We start from the raw sequence: 18,779 nt of genomic DNA on the forward strand, positions 1-18,779 counted from the left end.
CCATGAAGGCACGTGATTTATCCGTACTTTTCGGCGTTATTTTAATAATTATTATGTTAGTAATACCATTACCAGGATGGCTATTAAGTGTACTTATATTATGTAATATTACACTTGCATTAATCGTTATTCTTGTTTCAATGAACACGCAAGATGCACTGCAATTCTCCATATTTCCGTCTCTCTTATTGTTACTAACATTATTTCGATTGGGATTGAACGTATCAACTACTAGATCTATTCTTAATGATGCAGATGCTGGTGGAGTTGTTGATACCTTTGGCTCGTTTGTAATAGGAGATAATGCGTTAGTTGGTTTTGTGGTATTCGTTATTTTAGTAGTAATTAATTTTCTAGTAATTACAAAAGGTTCGGAACGTGTGTCGGAAGTAGCCGCACGTTTTTCACTAGATGCAATGCCAGGAAAACAGATGAGTATCGATGCGGACTTAAATGCAGGATTAATTTCTGAAAAGGAAGCAAAGGATAGACGTAAAACAGTAGAGGATGAAGCAGATTTTCATGGTTCCATGGATGGTGCTAGTAAGTTTGTAAAAGGAGATGCCATCGCTGGTATTATTATCGTACTCATTAACATTTTATTTGGCTTAATTATTGGAATGGTTCAAATGGATATGTCCTTCCAAGAAGCAGTTAACACGTTTATGCGATTAACTGTTGGGGATGGTCTGGTAAGTCAAATTCCGGCACTATTAATATCTACTGCGACAGGAATTGTCGTAACACGGAGTTCATCATCAGGTAATAATTTAGGTAGTGATGTAACGGACCAGTTATTACGTTACCCGAAATTATTATTTATTGCTTCTGGGACTATTTTCTTATTAGGATTAACACCAATTAACTTCTTTCTAACAACATTTATTGCTGCGTTTTTAGCTTTAGGAGGTTACTTGCTGTTACAGCAAATCAAAGAGCCTGAGATACAAGATGTGGAACAAGAAGATGAAGCCGAAAGCTCTGAAATGAAAACACAGGAAAATGTAGTTAATCTAATCAATATGGATCCGATTGAATTTGAATTTGGATATTCTTTGATTCCACTTGTTGATGCCAAACAAGGAGGGGATCTGTTAGATCGAGTTATCATGATTCGACGGCAGCTTGCTATTGAATTAGGTATTGTTATACCGGTTGTAAGAATCCGCGATAATATTCAATTAAACCCAAATGAGTATCGTTTGAAAATAAAAGGGAATGAAGTTGCGCAAGGAGAGTTATTATTAGATCATTTTCTTGCTATGACTCCTGAAATGGATGATGATACGATAGAAGGAATTGATACTCAAGAGCCGGCATTTGGATTACCTGCTAAGTGGATTAGTGAAGAACATAAAGATGAAGCGGAACTATCGGGCTATACAGTCGTTGATCCACCATCTGTTGTGTCAACACATATAACAGAAGTGATTAAACAGCATGCACATACATTGCTTGGCAGACAGGAAACGAAAGAATTAATCGATCATTTAAAAGAAAGCTATCCGATTTTAGTAGAAGAAGTTACACCAGAACCTTTAGCAATTGGTGATATTCAAAAAGTACTCAGTAAACTGTTGAAAGAAAATATTTCAATAAAAAATTTACCGATTATATTCGAAACGTTAGCGGACTTTGCTAAATTAACGAATGATCCCGAATTGTTAGGGGAGTATGCAAGGCAGGCATTATCTTCGCAAATAACGAAACAATTTGTATCTGATAATTTGTCATTGAAAGTGATCACGATATCAGGAAAAGTGGAGAAATTGATTGCTGAAAACATTCAACAGACTGAGCATGGAAATTATTTAGCATTAGATCCAGAATCTCAACAATCCATTGTTACTACGATTCACGAAGAAGTTGAGAAGCTCACATTGCAAGAAGAAAATGCGATTGTATTATGCTCGCCAGCCATACGAATGTATGTAAAGCAGTTGTTAGATCGGTTTTTACCACAGGTTATTGTATTGTCCTATAATGAGCTAGAACCAAATGTACAAGTTCAAAGCGTTGGAGTGGTGAATGTAGCATGAAGGTAAAAAAATATGTAGCACCGACGATGCCAGAAGTTATGAGCATCGTGAGAAAAGAGCTAGGTCCTGATGCGGTTATCTTGAATTCAAAAGAAATTCAAGATAAAGGATTTTTAGGATTTTTCAAAAAAAAGAAGATAGAAGTAGTTGCTGCACTTGATAAAAATCCACTTCCAGAAAAGTCTAAAAGGCAAAGACAGCCTGCAGAAGCACCAAAAAGATCATTTAATAATATCGAGACCCCTACCGATAAAAGTAATACAGATATTTTAGACGAAATAAAGTATCTAAAGAAAATTATGCAACAACAAGCAGACCAAAAGGATTACACATTTGAATTGGATTATCAAGTAGTTTTTGAGTTTTTAGTTGATCAAGAAGTAAATAAGGATATAGCAGAAAACATCATTCAAAAAACAATGAAAAGTAGATTGGATAACAATTCCATCAATACCTCGACCATTATTAATGATGTTCGAAGCGAAATTGAAACGCAACTTAGCTCATTGACATTTCATGGCATTACCTATGATAAAAAAATTGTCCAATTCGTTGGCCCTACCGGTGTTGGAAAAACGACTACATTAGCAAAGGTTGCAGCACAGAGTATGCTTAAAGATAAAAAAAAGGTTGCCTTTATTACGATGGATACGTACCGAATTGCGGCGATCGAACAACTTAAGACATATGCCAAAATATTGGATGTCCCTCTAGAAGTTGCCTATTCAATAGACGAATATAAAGAGAAAGTTGAACTGTTTCAAGATTATGACCTAATACTGGTTGATACGGCAGGAAGAAATTTTAGGGATGAAAGATATGTAAAAGAATTAAAGGATAATATCAATATAGATGAAGATGTAGAAACATTTTTAGTCTTAGCATTAACAGCCAAACCAAAGGATTTGATAGACATTTATAATAGTTTTTATCATATTCCGATAAAGGAAGTAATTTTAACCAAAGTTGATGAGACTAGGCAATATGGAAGTGTGTTAAATCTAGCAATCGAGAAGCAAATAGGGATTGCTTATTTGACTAATGGACAAGATGTTCCAGAGGATCTCCTCCAGCCATCACCAAAAAAAATAAGTAATTATATAGTGGGTGAGTTCATTGATGCATGATCAAGCGGAAGGTTTGCGTCGGAAGTTTGAAATGTTACAACAACCTAGACAAGCGAAAACGATATCATTCGTCAGTGGAAAAGGCGGAGTTGGAAAATCCAATGTCGCACTAAATTTCTCCTTAGAATTATGTCGAAATGGAAAAAAAGTTATTTTAGTTGATTTAGATATCGGAATGGGAAACGTTGAAATATTGTTAGGTTTACAAGCCAATAAAACTATCGTAGACATGTTACATGATCATATACCTATATATGATATTATTGAGACGGGTCCATGTGATTTAGCGTATATTTCTGGGGGCTCTGGGTTAGCGGATGTATTTACGATGGATCAGGAGAAAATGGCTCATTTTTTTGAACAGTATAATAAACTGACCCAACTTTACGATTATATTATCTTTGATATGGGGGCTGGTGCGACTCCAACAAGTATGGCGTTTGTACTAGCTGCTGATGAATGTATTGTTGTTACGACTCCAGAACCGACATCCATAACAGATGCTTATAGTATGATAAAACATATTGTTACCCAACAATCAAGCATGCCTATTTATGTGTTGTTGAATCGCTCAACATCACCCAAGAATGGTTTGAAATCATTAGAGAGATTTAAGCGAGTGATTAAGCATTTTTTAAATTTCGAAGTTAAGTTTCTAGGGGTACTACCAGATGATCAAGTAGTAACAAAAGCGGTAATACGTCAAATTCCTTATAGCTTGTATAATGAAAGAGCAGCAGTTTCAAAATCTTTAAAACAACTTACCAAAAGCTATATATCGGATACACAAGAAAGTACTCATAATGAGCCATCGTCATTCATCCAAAAATTTAAAAGACTAATAAAAGAGAGGTAACTGCTGTGAATCCTATTCGTGTGATTGTAGTTGATGATTCCGCTTTTATGCGCAAAATGGTTACAGACATACTAGAAAGTGATAATCGAATACAAGTTATTGCTACAGCTCGAAATGGTGAAGAATGCCTTTTAAAAGTAAAAAAACTGCATCCAGACGTTGTTACACTAGATGTAGAAATGCCAAAAATGGATGGTATTTCTACTCTTGCTACGATAATGAATACCAATCCATTGCCAGTAGTGATGTTATCCAGTGTAACTAGTGAAGGTGCTGCAAAGACCCTTCAAGCAATATCAAATGGAGCAGTAGACTTCATCACAAAGCCTTCTGGTTCCATTTCTTTAGATATTAACACGATTAAAGATGAAATTATCCAAAAGGTATTAGCTGCTTCACAAGCACAGTTAACAAAAACAGAGCATGTAAAACAAGAACCGAACCTTCAACATGTTACAGGGTTACATAAGAAATCAATGATTGTAATAGGCTCCTCTACTGGGGGACCAAGAGCGTTACAAAGTGTTTTAACTAATTTACCCGAAGATTTTATTACTCCGATATTAATTGCACAGCATATGCCTAAAGGCTTTACGAAATCACTTGCAGATCGACTCAATTTGCTAAGTAACGTCCATGTAAAGGAAGCTATGCACGGTGAAATTATTAAAGATAAAACGGCCTACATTGCTCCAGGAGGCTATCACATGAAAATTCGGAATGTTGGTATTGCGAATGCGATTGAATTGATAGACGATAGTCTGGGGTATTTACATAAACCCTCGGTGGATTTCCTAATTGAGTCATTAGCACAGATAAACAAAGTAAATAAAATAGCTGTCATATTGACTGGGATGGGAAGTGATGGATCAGAGGGAATTAAATACTTAAAAGAGCAAGATCCAAGTTCCCTTATCGTTGCGGAATCGGAAGAGTCATCCATCGTATATGGAATGCCGAAGTCAGCAATAAAAACAAATGTTGTTAATTATATTTTACATATTCAACAAATTGGACAAATGGTCCATACGATTACGAAAAGACTAGGGGGGAGATAACATGGATACTACGCAATATTTAGACGTATTTATTGACGAAAGTTCGGAACATCTAGAAGTTTTGTATAAAAAACTGCTCGATTTAGAAAAGAAACCAACAGAAAAAGTGATTATTGATGAGATTTTTCGTGCAGCACATACGTTAAAGGGTATGTCTGCTACGATGGGTTATCAAGATATTGCAAATCTAACACACAAGCTAGAAAATATTTTCGATGGAATACGATATGATCAAATAGTAGTAAATGCGGAAATGATAGATACATTATTTGAGTCTGTCGATCACTTAAATGCAATGGTAGAAGAAATAGCAAATGGCGGAGATGGGAAAAGAGATGTTCGCTCTATTACCGCAAAATTAGAAGACATTGAAAGTGGCGAAGATTCTCCAAAAGAAATAGTGGATAAGAAATCCGTACAAGAACCTAGGGGAAGTTTACAAACCATTGAACAACTAGACGATTTTGAGCTATCCATTTTAAATGAGTCTGTTGAACGTGGGTTCTCCAACTACGAAATAACGGTTGCGTTAAGAGAAGATTGTCTGCTTAAAGGTGCTCGTGTATTTATGGTCTTTGAGGTATTAGAAAAATTAGGGGAAGTCATTCGCTCAGAACCATCAGTGAGTGAATTAGAAGAAGAAAATTTTGACTTTTCATTCAGCTTAATACTCGTTTCGGAGTCCTCCCAATCAGAAATTGAGGAAAAGATATTAAAAGTTTCCGAGATTGATCATGTTTCAATCAATCATTTTTCGGTGGATGCATTTAAAGAAGAAATGAAAAAGGAAGAATTAACTCCAGAAAAAGAACAAGAATCGAAAAAGCCAAATAAAGAGAAACAAGTAAGCAATTCTAATGGATCACCTAGTAAAACAATCCGTGTGAATATTGATAGATTAGATGTATTGATGAATTTATTTGAGGAACTTGTTATTGACCGTGGGAGATTAGAACAAATAGCAGATGATTTGAAGCATCAGGATTTACAAGAAACGGTTGAACGGATGTCACGCGTATCTGGGGATTTGCAAAATATTATTTTAACGATGCGTATGGTACCAATAGATCATGTATTTAGTCGTTTCCCAAGGATGATTCGTAATCTAGCACGTGATCTACAAAAGAATATAGAATTGGAAATTATCGGAGCTGATACGGAGTTAGACCGTACGGTGATTGATGAAATCGGAGATCCGCTCGTTCATTTATTAAGAAATGCAATAGACCATGGTATTGAATCACCAGAAGAACGTGTGAAAAAAGGTAAGCCAGAACAAGGTACGATAAAATTAGAAGCTTATCATAGTGGAAACCATGTCTTTATAGAAATTAGGGATGATGGAGCAGGAATTAATAAAGATAAAGTTCTTGCTAAAGCATTAGATAATGGCATTATTAGTGAGACTGAATCGGAAACATTAACCGATCAGCAAATCTATGAGCTCATTATGGCGAGTGGATTTTCAACTGCAGATCAAATTTCAGACATCTCTGGACGTGGAGTTGGGTTAGACGTCGTAAAAAATACAATTGAATCGTTAGGTGGAAACATTTCGATTAATTCTAATGTGAATGAAGGTTCTGTTTTTTCAATCCAACTCCCTTTAACATTGTCGATTATTTCCGTGTTATTAGTAGAATTAGAAAATGAAAAATATGCTATTCCACTTTCATCCATTATTGAAACATCAATTATTCATAAGGATCAAATTTTATCAGCACATAATAAAAGTGTAATAGATTTTCGCGGTAAGGTAGTACCTCTAGCATATTTAAAAGATATATTTGCTGTATCGAACAAGAATGACAGTTCAAGTGATTATGTATCGGTTGTTATCGTAAAAAAAGGTAACAAACTAGCTGGGCTAGTAGTAGATTCGTTTATTGGACAACAAGAAGTAGTGTTAAAATCTTTAGGAAATTATCTAACGAATGCATTTGCGATTTCCGGTGCAACTATCCTTGGCGATGGTGAAGTTTCCTTAATAATTGATAGCAATGCATTAGTAAAGTAGGAGATTTTCAATTAAATTGCTGCTTTTTCCAAGTTTTTAATCTTAATGAGTAATTGATAGAAAATGTGCAGGAACATATCAAAAATTGCTCAGACTACAAATTGTGAATTAATATAACGCTCGCAACACCGCTTCGGAAAAACACTTCGCTTTCCGCGGACGGCTAGTGGGCCTCCTCGTGCTACGCACTGTGGGGTCTCACCGATGCCTATTTTCCCGCAAGAGTCTTCGTGTATTTCCTACGCTAGTGAAGTAGTAACACTTTTTCTTTAAATAAGAAATTACCATCAGCGAAGTATTCTGACGGAGCGGTTTTGTAGCACACTATTGAATTAGACTGTGAAAGTAAATCTACGCAAAAGTTATGTCGCAGTTTATGTATAACTAGCAACAAACGAAGTGAAAAGAGTCTAATGTAAATAAATGAATTGTAACTAGGAGGATATTTATATGGAAAATGAAACTATGGTAGAACAAAAGGTTATTGTATTTCAATTAAAAGATGAAGAATTTGCTGTATCTGTTAATCAAGTTGGTTCGATTGAAAGACTAGTGAAAATTACACGTGTACCACAGACAGCTGATTTTGTTAAAGGTGTAATCAATTTACGGGGTGTTGTCACACCAATCATTGACCTACGTGTCCGCTTTGGAATAGAAGAATCAGAGTATGATGAATCTACCCGTATTATTATTGTTCACTTAGATGGTTTAGAAGTTGGATTAATCGTTGATGCCGCTAATGACGTTCTTGATATCCCTGTTGACGCAATTGAACCTGCCCCAGAAGTTGTTGGTGCAGTCCACGTTGATTATATTGAAGGCGTAGCTAAATTAGACAACCGACTACTTATATTACTGGATTTGCAGAAAGTCTTAACAAATGAGGAATTAAAAGAATTGAAAACAGTAGAAGGTTAAGGCTATGAATTTTGATGAACTATCGACAATTCAACTAGATGCACTTCGAGAAATAGGAAATATTGGAGCAGGAAATGCCGCAACTTCGATGTCCAAAATGATTAATGAGAAAATTGATATGCAAGTTCCAAGTGTGAAAATTGTAGCGTTTAATGAAGTGATGGATATGATTGGTGGTGCAGATTCATTAATCGTTGCCGTCATGTTTCAAATACATGGTGATGCACCTGGAACGGTGTATCTACTTTTTACAATGGAAGAGGCAGAGGCTCTAGTTGGTCACATAACATTGAATTCTGACGTAAAACTTTTTGACGAAGGAGCACCTAATGAGTTTGCTATTTCAGCATTACAAGAAACTGGAAATATATTAGCTGGCTCCTATTTATCAGCACTCTCTGACTTCACTAAAATGAATATGCATCCTTCCATACCACATTTAAGCATTGATATGGCTGGGGCTATATTGACAGTTGGTTTACTTGAATTATCACAAGTAACTGATTATGCCATAATTATTGATACGAAAATAAATGATGTAAATATGAAAAACGGTATAAATGGTCAATTCATGCTACTTCCTGCACCTGAGTCGTTTACGAAAATATTTCGAGCTCTAGGAATTAATGATTATGACTGAAGTAGTATCAATTGTTAAAGTCGGAATAGCTGAAATAAATATTGTGAAAGCACCACAGACAATTCGAACTTCAGGCCTAGGTTCCTGTGTTGGTGTAATCATTTATGATTTATCAAAAAAGACTGCAGGTTTAGCTCATATTATGTTACCTGATTCAAGCATGGCTAAACAAACAAATTTTAATGAGAGTAAATATGCAGATACGGCAATAGATAATATGATTGAAGAATTATACAAAAATGGTGCTAGGAAGTTTGCTTTAAAGGCAAAGTTAGCAGGAGGAGCGCAAATGTTTCAATTTTCCGCTAACCCTGACGTAATACGAATTGGACAACGTAATATAGAGGCGGTATTAGCTAAGTTAAAGGAGCATCATATTCCTGTTGTAGCAACCGATGTTGGCGGAAAATGTGGACGAACAATCGAATTTGATCCAAACAATGGTGAACTAAGGGTTCGGACAGTTTCTAAAGGGGAAGAAATTATATAATTTTGTTCAGTGGTAATAATAAACTTGTTGATAACTAATACGAAGAGTAGAGAGATTTGTAAATTTCCAATGTAGGAATAAATGGGGAGGGGCGGTGAAAATGAAAGCAAATAGAACTCCTCAAGAACAAGAGTTGTGGAATAAATGGCTAAATAGTCAAGATAACGAAGCAGCAAATGAGTTAATACATCATTATACGTATTTAGTGAATTATCACGTCGATCGGACAGCTAGTCATTTACCAAGTAGTGTTTTAAAGGAAGATCTAAAGAGTCTTGGTTTACTTGGATTGTATGATGCGTTAAAAAAATTCGACATTGAAAGGGATTTGAAATTTGAAACTTACGCATCATTCCGTATTCGAGGAGCGATAATTGACGGTTTACGAAAAGAGGATTGGCTGCCGAGATCAATCCGAGATAAGGCGAAGAAAGTAGAGCAAATTTCTCAGCAACTAGAGCAGGCTTATAAAAGAGAAGCAAGTGCTAGTGAAATTGCTAAGGAAGCAGATCTTCCAGTAAAGGAAGTCGAGTCTTTAATTCGTGATTCGCTATTTGCAAATGTCTTGTCTATAGAAGAAAAACCAAAAGATGGTTCATTTGATCAAAAGGAAGGAATTGGCTATTCCATACCAGATAGAACAACTAGATTACCAGACGAAAATATCGTTAAGAATGAATTGAATCAAGAGTTAGCTGAAGGTATTAAGACATTGAATCAAAACGAACAGATGATTATTAGTCTTTTTTATCATGAAGAATTAACCTTTACAGAGATAGGGCAAGTTTTAGGGTTAACGACATCAAGAATATCACAAATCCATAAAAAGGCTGTTGTTAAACTAAGAAGCGTTCTTGAAAAACTATAATATCTGAAGAGGGGAAGAGCATGGATCGGTTACAAGAGTATTTTCACATCAAACAATCCAATGATCTCATGTATGCGGAAATTCATTGTACACAAGGCTACCTAGAAAAAGATTTAGACATAACGGAAGATGACCTTCTGCAATATTTAGCACATAATAAAATTAATCACGGTATTTTGAAAGATCACGTACAACTACTTACTACAAAACCTCCAGAAGATCAATTTCCCATAATAATAGCTAGAGGCACACCAGTAAGGGATGGTGAAAATGGTTATGTACAGTATGTATTAAATTTTCACGCAGAAGTTGAAAAAAATGATAATTGGAATTTCCGTGATGTAATGCGTATTCCGTCTGTTCAGAAGGGACAAAAGATAGCCACGGTAATACCACCGACAATTGGTGTGGAGGGTAAAAATATACAAGGAAATAGCATTCCAGCTAAATCAGGTAAACCAGCTACTATTCGTGCTGGTCAAAATGTTGTCTTTCAAGAGGAATCTCTCACCTTTTTTGCTATATCTGATGGGCAAGTAAGTGCAAGTGTTCATGCCATTGATGTATTTGAAGTTTACGAAATAAAAGATACATTAACGATGAAGGATGGAAATCTAGATTTTGTGGGTTCGATAACTATTCATGGTGATGTCCCATCAGGTTACAAAGTTCAAGCTGGTGGGGATGTTAAAATATTTGGAATGGTAGAAGCAGCTGAGATTACTGCTGGTGGTTCTATATACGTATCTGAGGGATTGGCTGGACAGCAAAAAGGAAAAATTATTGCAGATAATAACATACATATCGGCAATATTAATCAAGGTGAAGTTTCAGCTGGAAAAGACATATTTGTAGAAAACTCTATATTACATAGTATTCTAACGGCAAATAACCAAATTATTTGTCAGCGTGGCAATATTATTGGAGGTACTATTTCGGCAGGAGAATTAATTGAAGCAAAAGAAATTGGTAATAAACTACATACAAAAACAGAGATAACTTTCGGAGTGAATAAACTGCAAAAGGATCAAGAAGAAAAATTAATAGTTCAAAAACAGGAATTAAGGGATACATTGTCGAAGTTAACTATTATAGGCAATAAGCTAAAAGAAAGAAATGATGTTCACCTTAATCCTAAATTGAAAGCCGCGTTTCATAAACAAAAGAAATCGGTTGAGCAAACAACAAAAAAACTCCAAGATATAGAAGAGATGCTTATGCACATCAATTCAAGCTTAGGAGATGAAAAGAAAGCAAAATTAGTAGTGAACAGTCACGTGTACCCCAATGTACTCATAAGTTTTGGAAAATACAAGAAAGTTATTCGTACAACACACCAACACGTTCAAATGAAATTAAAGAATCAGGAAATTGCAATTCTTAACCTGTAATAGTGAAGAGGGTGATTCTACTTGAGTTGGAAATCAATAGAATTGCAAGTGGCACTACCAAGAACCCAAGATGCAGGAAAACTTCAAGATCAAATGTTGAAACAAAATCAACATTTTCAAGAGTCGCTTGCGCAAAGTCAATCAAAGCAAGAAGAATTGAAGCGAAAAAGAGTTCAAGAGATGGAAACAGTTAACGAAGCAAAATTTGAAGAAGATGATTATACGAATAACAGTAGTGAAATAGAACAGTCAGATGAAACAAATAAAGGAAATAAAACGGTCGATCATCCTTATTTAGGAACCAACTTCGACTTCACAGGATAGAAGGGATTTTATGACATCATTCTTATTAATTATTAGTTTTTTACTCCATATCATTACGTTAAGTGGTGTTTATTTCTTATTGAAGCAAGTACAATCACTAAAGGACAACAATCATACGGACTTACCTGAATTACTAGAAACCTATCTAGAAGAAATAAAAACGGAAAACGAAAGACTCCAACATGAAATTTCAACGAGCAGTCCAATAAAATCAGTGAGTCAAAAAGTTGAAGAACTCTCCGATCATGAAAAAATAAATGTAGTTGAGACAGATGATTTTGAACAAAATAGTGAATACACCCCTGAAAACATGGAAACGATGAATGACGAAGTGCAAGCTTCCTTACAAGCGAGAATTCTTCAACTACATCAAAAAGGGTATTCTAATGAAAAAATAGCACGTAATTTAAATTGTGGTAAAACAGAAGTAGAATTAACAATAAAATTATATGGATAAAATTAATTTTATCGCTTGATTACAATGGACCATTATGATATATTTATTTTTGGTGTAAATGCAATGTTTACTACATATAGTGAACATGTAAAAAAAACACACGTTTGTTAATTTGTATATATGGTGCCATTTATTATGGTCTTATACAAAGATGATACAAACGGAGGAAAAAAACCATTTAGGAGGAAATTTTTATGTCAGTAATATCTATGAAGCAATTACTTGAAGCTGGTGTACATTTTGGACATCAGACACGCCGTTGGAACCCTAAGATGAAGAAATACATCTTTACGGAGCGTAACGGTATTTACATCATCGACCTACAAAAAACGGTTAAAAAGGTAGATGAAGCATATAACTATGTGAAAGAAGTTGCTGCCAATGGTGGAACAATTCTTTTCGTAGGTACAAAAAAACAGGCACAGGATTCTGTGAAAGAGGAAGCAATCCGTTCTGGAATGTATTTTGTAAACCAACGTTGGTTAGGTGGAACATTAACAAACTTCCAAACAATCCGTAAACGTATTAATCGTTTAATTGATATTGAGCGTATGGAAGAAGACGGAACTTTCGAAGTGCTACCTAAAAAAGAAGTTGTAGGCTTATTAAAAGAAAAAGAACGTCTTGTTAAATTCCTTGGTGGAATTAAAGATATGAAAAAACTTCCAGATGCATTGTTTGTAATCGACCCACGTAAAGAGCGTATTGCAATTGCTGAAGCTCATAAATTAAACATCCCAATCATTGGTATTGTAGATACTAACTGTGATCCGGATGAAATCGACTATGTAATCCCAGCTAACGATGATGCAATTCGTGCGGTTAAACTTTTAACTGGTAAAATGGCAGATGCTATTTTAGAAGTTAAACAAGGCGAAGAAATGGAAGAAGTTCAAACAGAAGAAACTGTTTCTGCTGAAAAAGAAGAAGTAGAACAAAACTAGTAAGCAAAAGCGTAAGCGCCCGTTTAGCGACGTATGGACTGGACTGAACGGTAGGAGATAAAGGAAACACGGTAAGCGAAAGCGAACCGATGTTGACTTATTGTACGAACGTGAGGGAAGTCGCACTAGTCGCTGGGCGCTGGAGCTGGACGTTTTAAAAAAAGGTCGGGGTGATAAGAGGATAAGCCTTTTATCACCCTTTTTAAAAAAGAATATGGATAAGAACTAAGGAGGAATTACAATGGCAATTACAGCTAAAATGGTAAAGGAACTTCGTGAAAAAACAGGCGCTGGTATGATGGATTGTAAAAAAGCACTTACTGAAACAGATGGCGATCTTGATAAAGCAATTGACTTCTTACGTGAGAAAGGAATTGCAAAAGCGGCTAAAAAAGCAGATCGTATCGCAGCAGAAGGTTCTACATATATCGAAGTAGATGGTAATTCAGCAGTTCTTTTAGAAGTGAATTGTGAAACGGATTTCGTTACAAAGAATGATCAGTTCAAAAACCTTTTATCTGACCTAGGTAAACACTTAGTTGAACAGAAGCCTTCATCTGTTGAAGAAGCTTTACAACAACCACTTCATGGTAATGGAGATACTGTTGAGACGTACATTAACTCTACAGTAGCAAAAATCGGTGAAAAGATTTCATTACGTCGTTTTACAGTACTAAATAAAACTGACAATGATTCATTCGGTTCATACCTTCATATGGGTGGACGAATTGGAGTGTTAACCTTACTTGAAGGAACTACCGATGACTCTGTTGCAAAAGATATAGCTATGCATGCAGCAGCTGTAAACCCTAAATATGTTTCACGTGATGAAGTTTCAGAAGAAGAAGTTGCACGTGAGCGTGAAGTATTAAAGACTCAAGCATTAAACGAAGGTAAACCTGAAAATATCGTTGAGAAAATGGTTGAGGGTCGTCTTGGGAAATTCTTTGAAGACATTTGCTTATTAGATCAAAGCTTTGTAAAAGATCCTGATCAAAAAGTGAAGAAGTTTGTTGCTGACAAAGGTGCTACAGTAAAAACTTTTGTTCGATATGAAGTAGGAGAAGGTATGGAAAAACGTGAAGAGAACTTTGCGGAAGAAGTAATGAGCCAAGTAAAGAAATAATTTCATTAAATAGGGGACATCTTATGTTCCCTATTTCTCCATGAAGAAGTACTATATCTTACGAAGTATATCAAATTATTAAATTTCTTTGGAGGTTATTATGACAACAGCTCGTTACCGTAGAATTGTGTTAAAATTAAGTGGAGAAGCATTAAGTGGAAAACTGGGATATGGCATTGAACCGAAAGTAATTCAATCAGTAGCTCGACAAGTGAAGGAAGTTGCAGAACTTGGTGTAGAAGTAGCTGTTGTTGTAGGTGGAGGTAATATTTGGCGTGGCAAAGTTGGCAGTGAGATGGGAATGGATCGTGCAAACGCTGATTATATGGGAATGCTAGCTACAGTAATGAATTCATTAGCCTTACAAGATAGTTTAGAAACGATAGGTATACCTACTCGTGTTCAAACTTCCATTGAAATGCGCCAAGTTGCAGAACCATACATTCGAAGAAAAGCAATCCGCCACTTAGAAAAAAAACGTGTTGTCATTTTTGCAGCTGGAACAGGTAATCCTTACTTTTCTACGGATACTACAGCAGCCTTACGTGCAGCCGAAATTGAAGCAGAAGTAATTTTAATGGCAAAGAATAATGTCGATGGTGTTTATACGGACGATCCAAAAATTAATAAAAATGCCGAAAAATATGATAACTTATCGTATATGGAAATGTTGAATGAAGGTCTAGGAGTAATGGATTCAACAGCGTCATCTTTATGTATGGATAATGATATTCCGTTAGTTGTATTTTCAATTACGGAAGAAGGTAATATTAAAAAAGTTGTTCAAGGTGAAGAAATCGGAACAACAATAAGGGGGAAATAGTAATGTCAGATGCTATATTAAATCAAAGCCAAGATAAAATGAAGCAGGCTGTACAAGCATTTTCTAGAAATTTAGCAAGCGTAAGAGCAGGTCGTGCTAACCCTAGCCTTTTAGACAGTGTATTTGTGGATTATTATGGAGCTTCAACACCACTAAATCAATTGGCTACAATTTCTGCACCAGAAGCACGTTTACTTGTTATCACTCCTTATGATAAGACAGCAATTAGTGATATCGAAAAAGCGATTCAAAAGGCAGATCTTGGACTATCTCCATCAAGTGATGGAAATGTCATTCGTATTAATATTCCTGCTTTAACAGAGGAGCGCCGTAAGGACTTAGTAAAAGTTGTAGGGAAATTTGCCGAAGAATTTCGTGTTCAAGTAAGAAATGCGAGAAGAGATGGCAATGATCAGCTTAAAAAAGCGGAGAAAAATGGCGATTTAACGGAAGATGAACTTCGTATTGCGCAAGATCAAGTTCAAAAGGAAACGGATAAACATATTGCTGAAATTGATCAACTTGCTAAGAATAAAGAAAATGAAATAATGGAAGTTTAATCTAATTTGATCTTTGAGATTATTTTTTAGAAAATAAGAAGCAAAAGCCCTCTTGTTTAAGGGGGCTTTTGTATTCTTTAGTAAATAAGTTATAATTAATATTGGTTAAATGCTATAATAGTGTTTTACTTATACTACTAAATACATATTATATACTAATATCTTTTCAGTAACATATTATTGTAAAGTTGTAAGAATTAGATTTGATTAATACCAGGGTTCGGAGGACAAACTATGTCAATGAAATTTCCTTTTTTTAAGAGAAAGAAACCAACACAGCTTCAGAATGACTGTGATCTATTAAATGTACCTGAGCATGTTGCAATTATTATGGATGGCAATGGACGTTGGGCTAAGCAAAAAGGATTGCCGCGTGTTGCAGGGCATAAAGAGGGAATGGATGTTGTAAGTAATACCGTGAAAGCAGCAGTGAACTTTGATATCAAAATTCTTACGCTTTTTGCATTTTCAACAGAGAATTGGAAAAGACCTAAACCTGAAGTAGAGTTTATTATGCGGTTGCCAAAAGATTTTTTACATACGTACTTACCAGGATTAATAGAAAATAATGTTCGTATTGATACAATTGGTGACTTTAACGGATTGCCAGATTACACAAAAGAAGCTATTCAATATGCCAAGGATCAAACCAAAGATAATGATGGCTTATTGTTGAATTTTGCTTTAAACTATGGAAGTAGATATGAAATCATGCGCGCAATCAAATTGATTATGTCGGATGCAGATCTTTCAAAAATTTCCGTTGATGAAATTGATGAAAGTACTTTCTCAGAATACCTGTATACAAACGGCATCTCCGACCCCGATTTATTAATACGGACAAGCGGGGAAATGCGATTAAGTAACTTCTTATTGTGGCAGTTGGCATACACGGAATTTTGGTTTACGGATGTACTTTGGCCAGACTTTAGTGAAGAAATATTTAAACAAGCACTCCTTGATTATCAACAACGAAAAAGACGTTATGGAGGAATATAAGGTGATGAAAGGTAAATGAAACAACGAATCCAAACCGCAATTTTAGCACTTATTATTTTTATTCCAATTGTACTATACGGAGAACTACCATTTACTATTCTTATTTACCTTTTAGCAACTATTGGTTTAATCGAATTAATGAGAATGCATAAAATTGCAATTATATCTATACCATCTATATTAGCTATTGTACTTGTTTGGCTAGTCATACGAGAACCAGATACAGAAACATTGCTATTTACGTGGTTTAGTAAAACGGAAGTAATTATGATGTTTGTTATGCTATTATTAGCATATACAGTTTTAGTGAAAAATAAGTTTACATTTGATGATGCAGGTTTTATATTATTCTCAGCATTATATGTTGGGATGGGTTTTCTTTATTTCCACGAGACGAGAAACGCTCCTGATGGACTGGCGTATATATTTTATGTGTTAGTTGTGGTTTGGGCTACAGATACAGGAGCATATTTTAGTGGTCGATCATTTGGGAAAAGAAAACTATGGCCGCAAATTAGTCCTAATAAAACAATTGAAGGTGCAGTTGGTGGGATATTATTAGCTACTATTGTAGGTGTTATTTATCAATTATTATTTCCATTACCAGTAAGTATGCTTACGATAATCATTGTATCTGTTCTGGTTTCCATTTTCGGGCAGGTTGGTGATTTAATAGAATCTGCATTTAAACGGCATTATCATGTGAAAGACTCAGGTGATCTATTACCAGGTCATGGAGGCATACTTGATCGTTTTGATAGCCTGTTATTTGTCTTTCCAATGCTGCATTTCATTCAGTTTATTGTTAGTTAATTATTTTCCTAGACAATTAAAGGAAGGTGTGTCTATTTGAATACAGTTATCGCATTTATTTTCATGTTCGGTTTACTCGTTTTTATTCATGAATTGGGACATTTAATTTTCGCTAAACGAGCAGGTATGCTTGCGCGAGAATTTGCAATTGGTTTTGGACCTAAAATATTCGCGTTTACAAAAAATGAAACAATCTATACGATTCGTTTACTCCCAATTGGTGGGTATGTAAGGGTCGCAGGTGAGGATCCTGAGATCATTGATCTAAAACCTGGGCATCATATAGGACTTGAATTTAATGAACTAGGAAAAGTAAATAAAATAATTGTAAATAATAAATCCAAACATCCTAATGCACGTGTTATTGAGGTTGAGCACGTTGATTTGGATCATCAATTGGTAATTGAAGGTTATGAAATTGATGAACACGATGAAAAACTTCGATTTGAAGTGGATCAAAAAGCATTTTTTGTTATGGATGAACGTGAAACACAAATCGCTCCATATAATAGACAGTTTGCATCTAAAACTCCTGGTCAACGTGCTATGCAGTTATTTGCTGGCCCAATGATGAACTTTCTATTAGCTATTTTTATCTTTTTAATACTGGGAATTATTCAAGGGGTACCTACGGAAGAAGCGCGTATGGGTGAAATCAACCCAGGAAGTCCTGCAGAAGAAGCTGGCTTTCAAGCTAATGATGAAGTAGTGCAAATTGAAGGAGAAGTTATATCCACTTGGGATGAATTTACAACTTTTGTCAGAGCGAATCCTGGCAATGAGCTAGAGATGACTGTTTTACGATCAGGACAAACTGAAACAGTTACAGTAGTACCTGGAGAAGTGCTTGTTGAAGGACCTGAAGGGGAAGAGAAAATTGGACAAATTGGAGTATATCAAGCCTTTGAAAAGTCCCTTTTGGGTACAGTTAAATATGGTTTAACAAAAACATATGATACGACAAAGCTCATTTTAACGAATCTTGCTATGCTTATTACTGGTCAATATTCTATTGATATGTTATCAGGACCGGTTGGTATATATGATGCAACAGATCAAGTTGTTCAAACTGGTTTTATGAACTTCCTGATGTGGACTGCAATTTTAAGTATTAACTTAGGAGTAATCAACCTTGTTCCATTACCTGCATTAGATGGGGGACGACTTCTATTTGTAGGAATTGAATTAGTTCGTGGAAAACCGATGGAACCTGAAAAAGAAGGTATCTTTCACTTTGTTGGTTTTGCATTGTTAATGTTACTAATGATCATCGTAACTTGGAATGATATTCAGCGATTATTTCTATAAGGTATTTCACTTTTATAA

19 protein-coding genes are annotated in these 18,779 nt (G+C 35.3%); all 19 read left to right on the plus strand.

Features of this window, described 5'->3' with window-relative positions:
• The first annotated feature begins 2 nt into the window (after positions 1-2).
• Positions 3-2,039, plus strand: a complete 2,037-nt coding sequence (flhA, locus tag ACFSTA_RS06115; RefSeq protein WP_377555708.1) for a flagellar biosynthesis protein FlhA — start codon at positions 3-5, stop codon at positions 2,037-2,039.
• Positions 2,036-3,166: a flagellar biosynthesis protein FlhF gene (gene flhF / locus ACFSTA_RS06120; protein WP_377555709.1), complete on the plus strand. Its 1,131-nt coding sequence runs from the start codon at positions 2,036-2,038 to the stop codon at positions 3,164-3,166. Before flhA ends, flhF begins: the two co-directional genes overlap by 4 nt.
• Positions 3,159-4,022, plus strand: coding sequence for a MinD/ParA family protein (locus ACFSTA_RS06125; RefSeq protein ID WP_377555710.1), 864 nt, complete (start codon positions 3,159-3,161; stop codon positions 4,020-4,022). The genes flhF and ACFSTA_RS06125 overlap by 8 nt, the downstream gene beginning before the upstream one ends.
• Positions 4,023-4,027: 5 nt before the next feature.
• A complete protein-coding gene (locus ACFSTA_RS06130; protein WP_377555711.1) occupies positions 4,028-5,080 on the plus strand; it encodes a protein-glutamate methylesterase/protein-glutamine glutaminase in 1,053 nt (350 codons plus the stop codon).
• 1 nt (position 5,081) lies between these two features.
• A complete protein-coding gene (locus tag ACFSTA_RS06135) occupies positions 5,082-7,097 on the plus strand; it encodes a chemotaxis protein CheW (protein WP_377555712.1) in 2,016 nt (671 codons plus the stop codon).
• Between the two features lie 450 nt (positions 7,098-7,547).
• Positions 7,548-8,018: a chemotaxis protein CheW gene (locus ACFSTA_RS06140; protein ID WP_377555713.1), complete on the plus strand. Its 471-nt coding sequence runs from the start codon at positions 7,548-7,550 to the stop codon at positions 8,016-8,018.
• A 4-nt stretch (positions 8,019-8,022) separates the two neighbouring features.
• Positions 8,023-8,658 carry a chemotaxis protein CheC gene (locus ACFSTA_RS06145; protein ID WP_377555714.1) on the plus strand — a complete coding sequence of 212 codons (636 nt, stop codon included), beginning with the start codon at positions 8,023-8,025 and terminating at the stop codon, positions 8,656-8,658.
• Positions 8,651-9,148, plus strand: a complete 498-nt coding sequence (locus ACFSTA_RS06150) for a chemotaxis protein CheD (RefSeq protein ID WP_377555715.1) — start codon at positions 8,651-8,653, stop codon at positions 9,146-9,148. Before ACFSTA_RS06145 ends, ACFSTA_RS06150 begins: the two co-directional genes overlap by 8 nt.
• Before the next feature lie 100 nt (positions 9,149-9,248).
• The gene (locus tag ACFSTA_RS06155) at positions 9,249-10,016 is read left to right on the plus strand and encodes a FliA/WhiG family RNA polymerase sigma factor (protein WP_377555716.1); all 768 of its coding nucleotides are present in this window, start codon (positions 9,249-9,251) and stop codon (positions 10,014-10,016) included.
• Positions 10,017-10,036: 20 nt separating this feature from the next.
• Positions 10,037-11,407, plus strand: coding sequence for a DUF342 domain-containing protein (locus tag ACFSTA_RS06160; RefSeq protein ID WP_377555717.1), 1,371 nt, complete (start codon positions 10,037-10,039; stop codon positions 11,405-11,407).
• Between the two features lie 21 nt (positions 11,408-11,428).
• Positions 11,429-11,731, plus strand: coding sequence for a hypothetical protein (locus ACFSTA_RS06165; RefSeq protein WP_377555719.1), 303 nt, complete (start codon positions 11,429-11,431; stop codon positions 11,729-11,731).
• A gap of 10 nt (positions 11,732-11,741) precedes the next feature.
• Positions 11,742-12,188, plus strand: a complete 447-nt coding sequence (locus ACFSTA_RS06170) for a DUF6115 domain-containing protein (protein WP_377555720.1) — start codon at positions 11,742-11,744, stop codon at positions 12,186-12,188.
• A gap of 194 nt (positions 12,189-12,382) precedes the next feature.
• Positions 12,383-13,132 carry a 30S ribosomal protein S2 gene (gene rpsB / locus ACFSTA_RS06175; protein ID WP_377555721.1) on the plus strand — a complete coding sequence of 250 codons (750 nt, stop codon included), beginning with the start codon at positions 12,383-12,385 and terminating at the stop codon, positions 13,130-13,132.
• A 241-nt stretch (positions 13,133-13,373) separates the two neighbouring features.
• Positions 13,374-14,258: a translation elongation factor Ts gene (gene tsf, locus ACFSTA_RS06180; RefSeq protein ID WP_377555722.1), complete on the plus strand. Its 885-nt coding sequence runs from the start codon at positions 13,374-13,376 to the stop codon at positions 14,256-14,258.
• Positions 14,259-14,358: 100 nt separating this feature from the next.
• The gene (gene pyrH / locus ACFSTA_RS06185) at positions 14,359-15,081 is read left to right on the plus strand and encodes a UMP kinase (protein WP_377555724.1); all 723 of its coding nucleotides are present in this window, start codon (positions 14,359-14,361) and stop codon (positions 15,079-15,081) included.
• A 2-nt stretch (positions 15,082-15,083) separates the two neighbouring features.
• Positions 15,084-15,641: a ribosome recycling factor gene (frr, locus tag ACFSTA_RS06190; protein ID WP_377555725.1), complete on the plus strand. Its 558-nt coding sequence runs from the start codon at positions 15,084-15,086 to the stop codon at positions 15,639-15,641.
• A 234-nt stretch (positions 15,642-15,875) separates the two neighbouring features.
• Positions 15,876-16,640: an isoprenyl transferase gene (locus ACFSTA_RS06195; protein ID WP_377555726.1), complete on the plus strand. Its 765-nt coding sequence runs from the start codon at positions 15,876-15,878 to the stop codon at positions 16,638-16,640.
• A 15-nt stretch (positions 16,641-16,655) separates the two neighbouring features.
• On the plus strand, positions 16,656-17,453 hold the full coding sequence (locus tag ACFSTA_RS06200; protein ID WP_377555727.1) for a phosphatidate cytidylyltransferase: 798 nt from the start codon (positions 16,656-16,658) through the stop codon (positions 17,451-17,453).
• A 36-nt stretch (positions 17,454-17,489) separates the two neighbouring features.
• Positions 17,490-18,761, plus strand: coding sequence for an RIP metalloprotease RseP (gene rseP, locus ACFSTA_RS06205; RefSeq protein WP_377555728.1), 1,272 nt, complete (start codon positions 17,490-17,492; stop codon positions 18,759-18,761).
• The last annotated feature ends 18 nt before the right edge of the window (positions 18,762-18,779 follow it).

Source organism: Ornithinibacillus salinisoli, assembly GCF_042684965.1.
In the GTDB taxonomy this organism is placed as follows: Bacteria; Bacillota; Bacilli; order Bacillales; family Amphibacillaceae; genus Ornithinibacillus; species Ornithinibacillus salinisoli.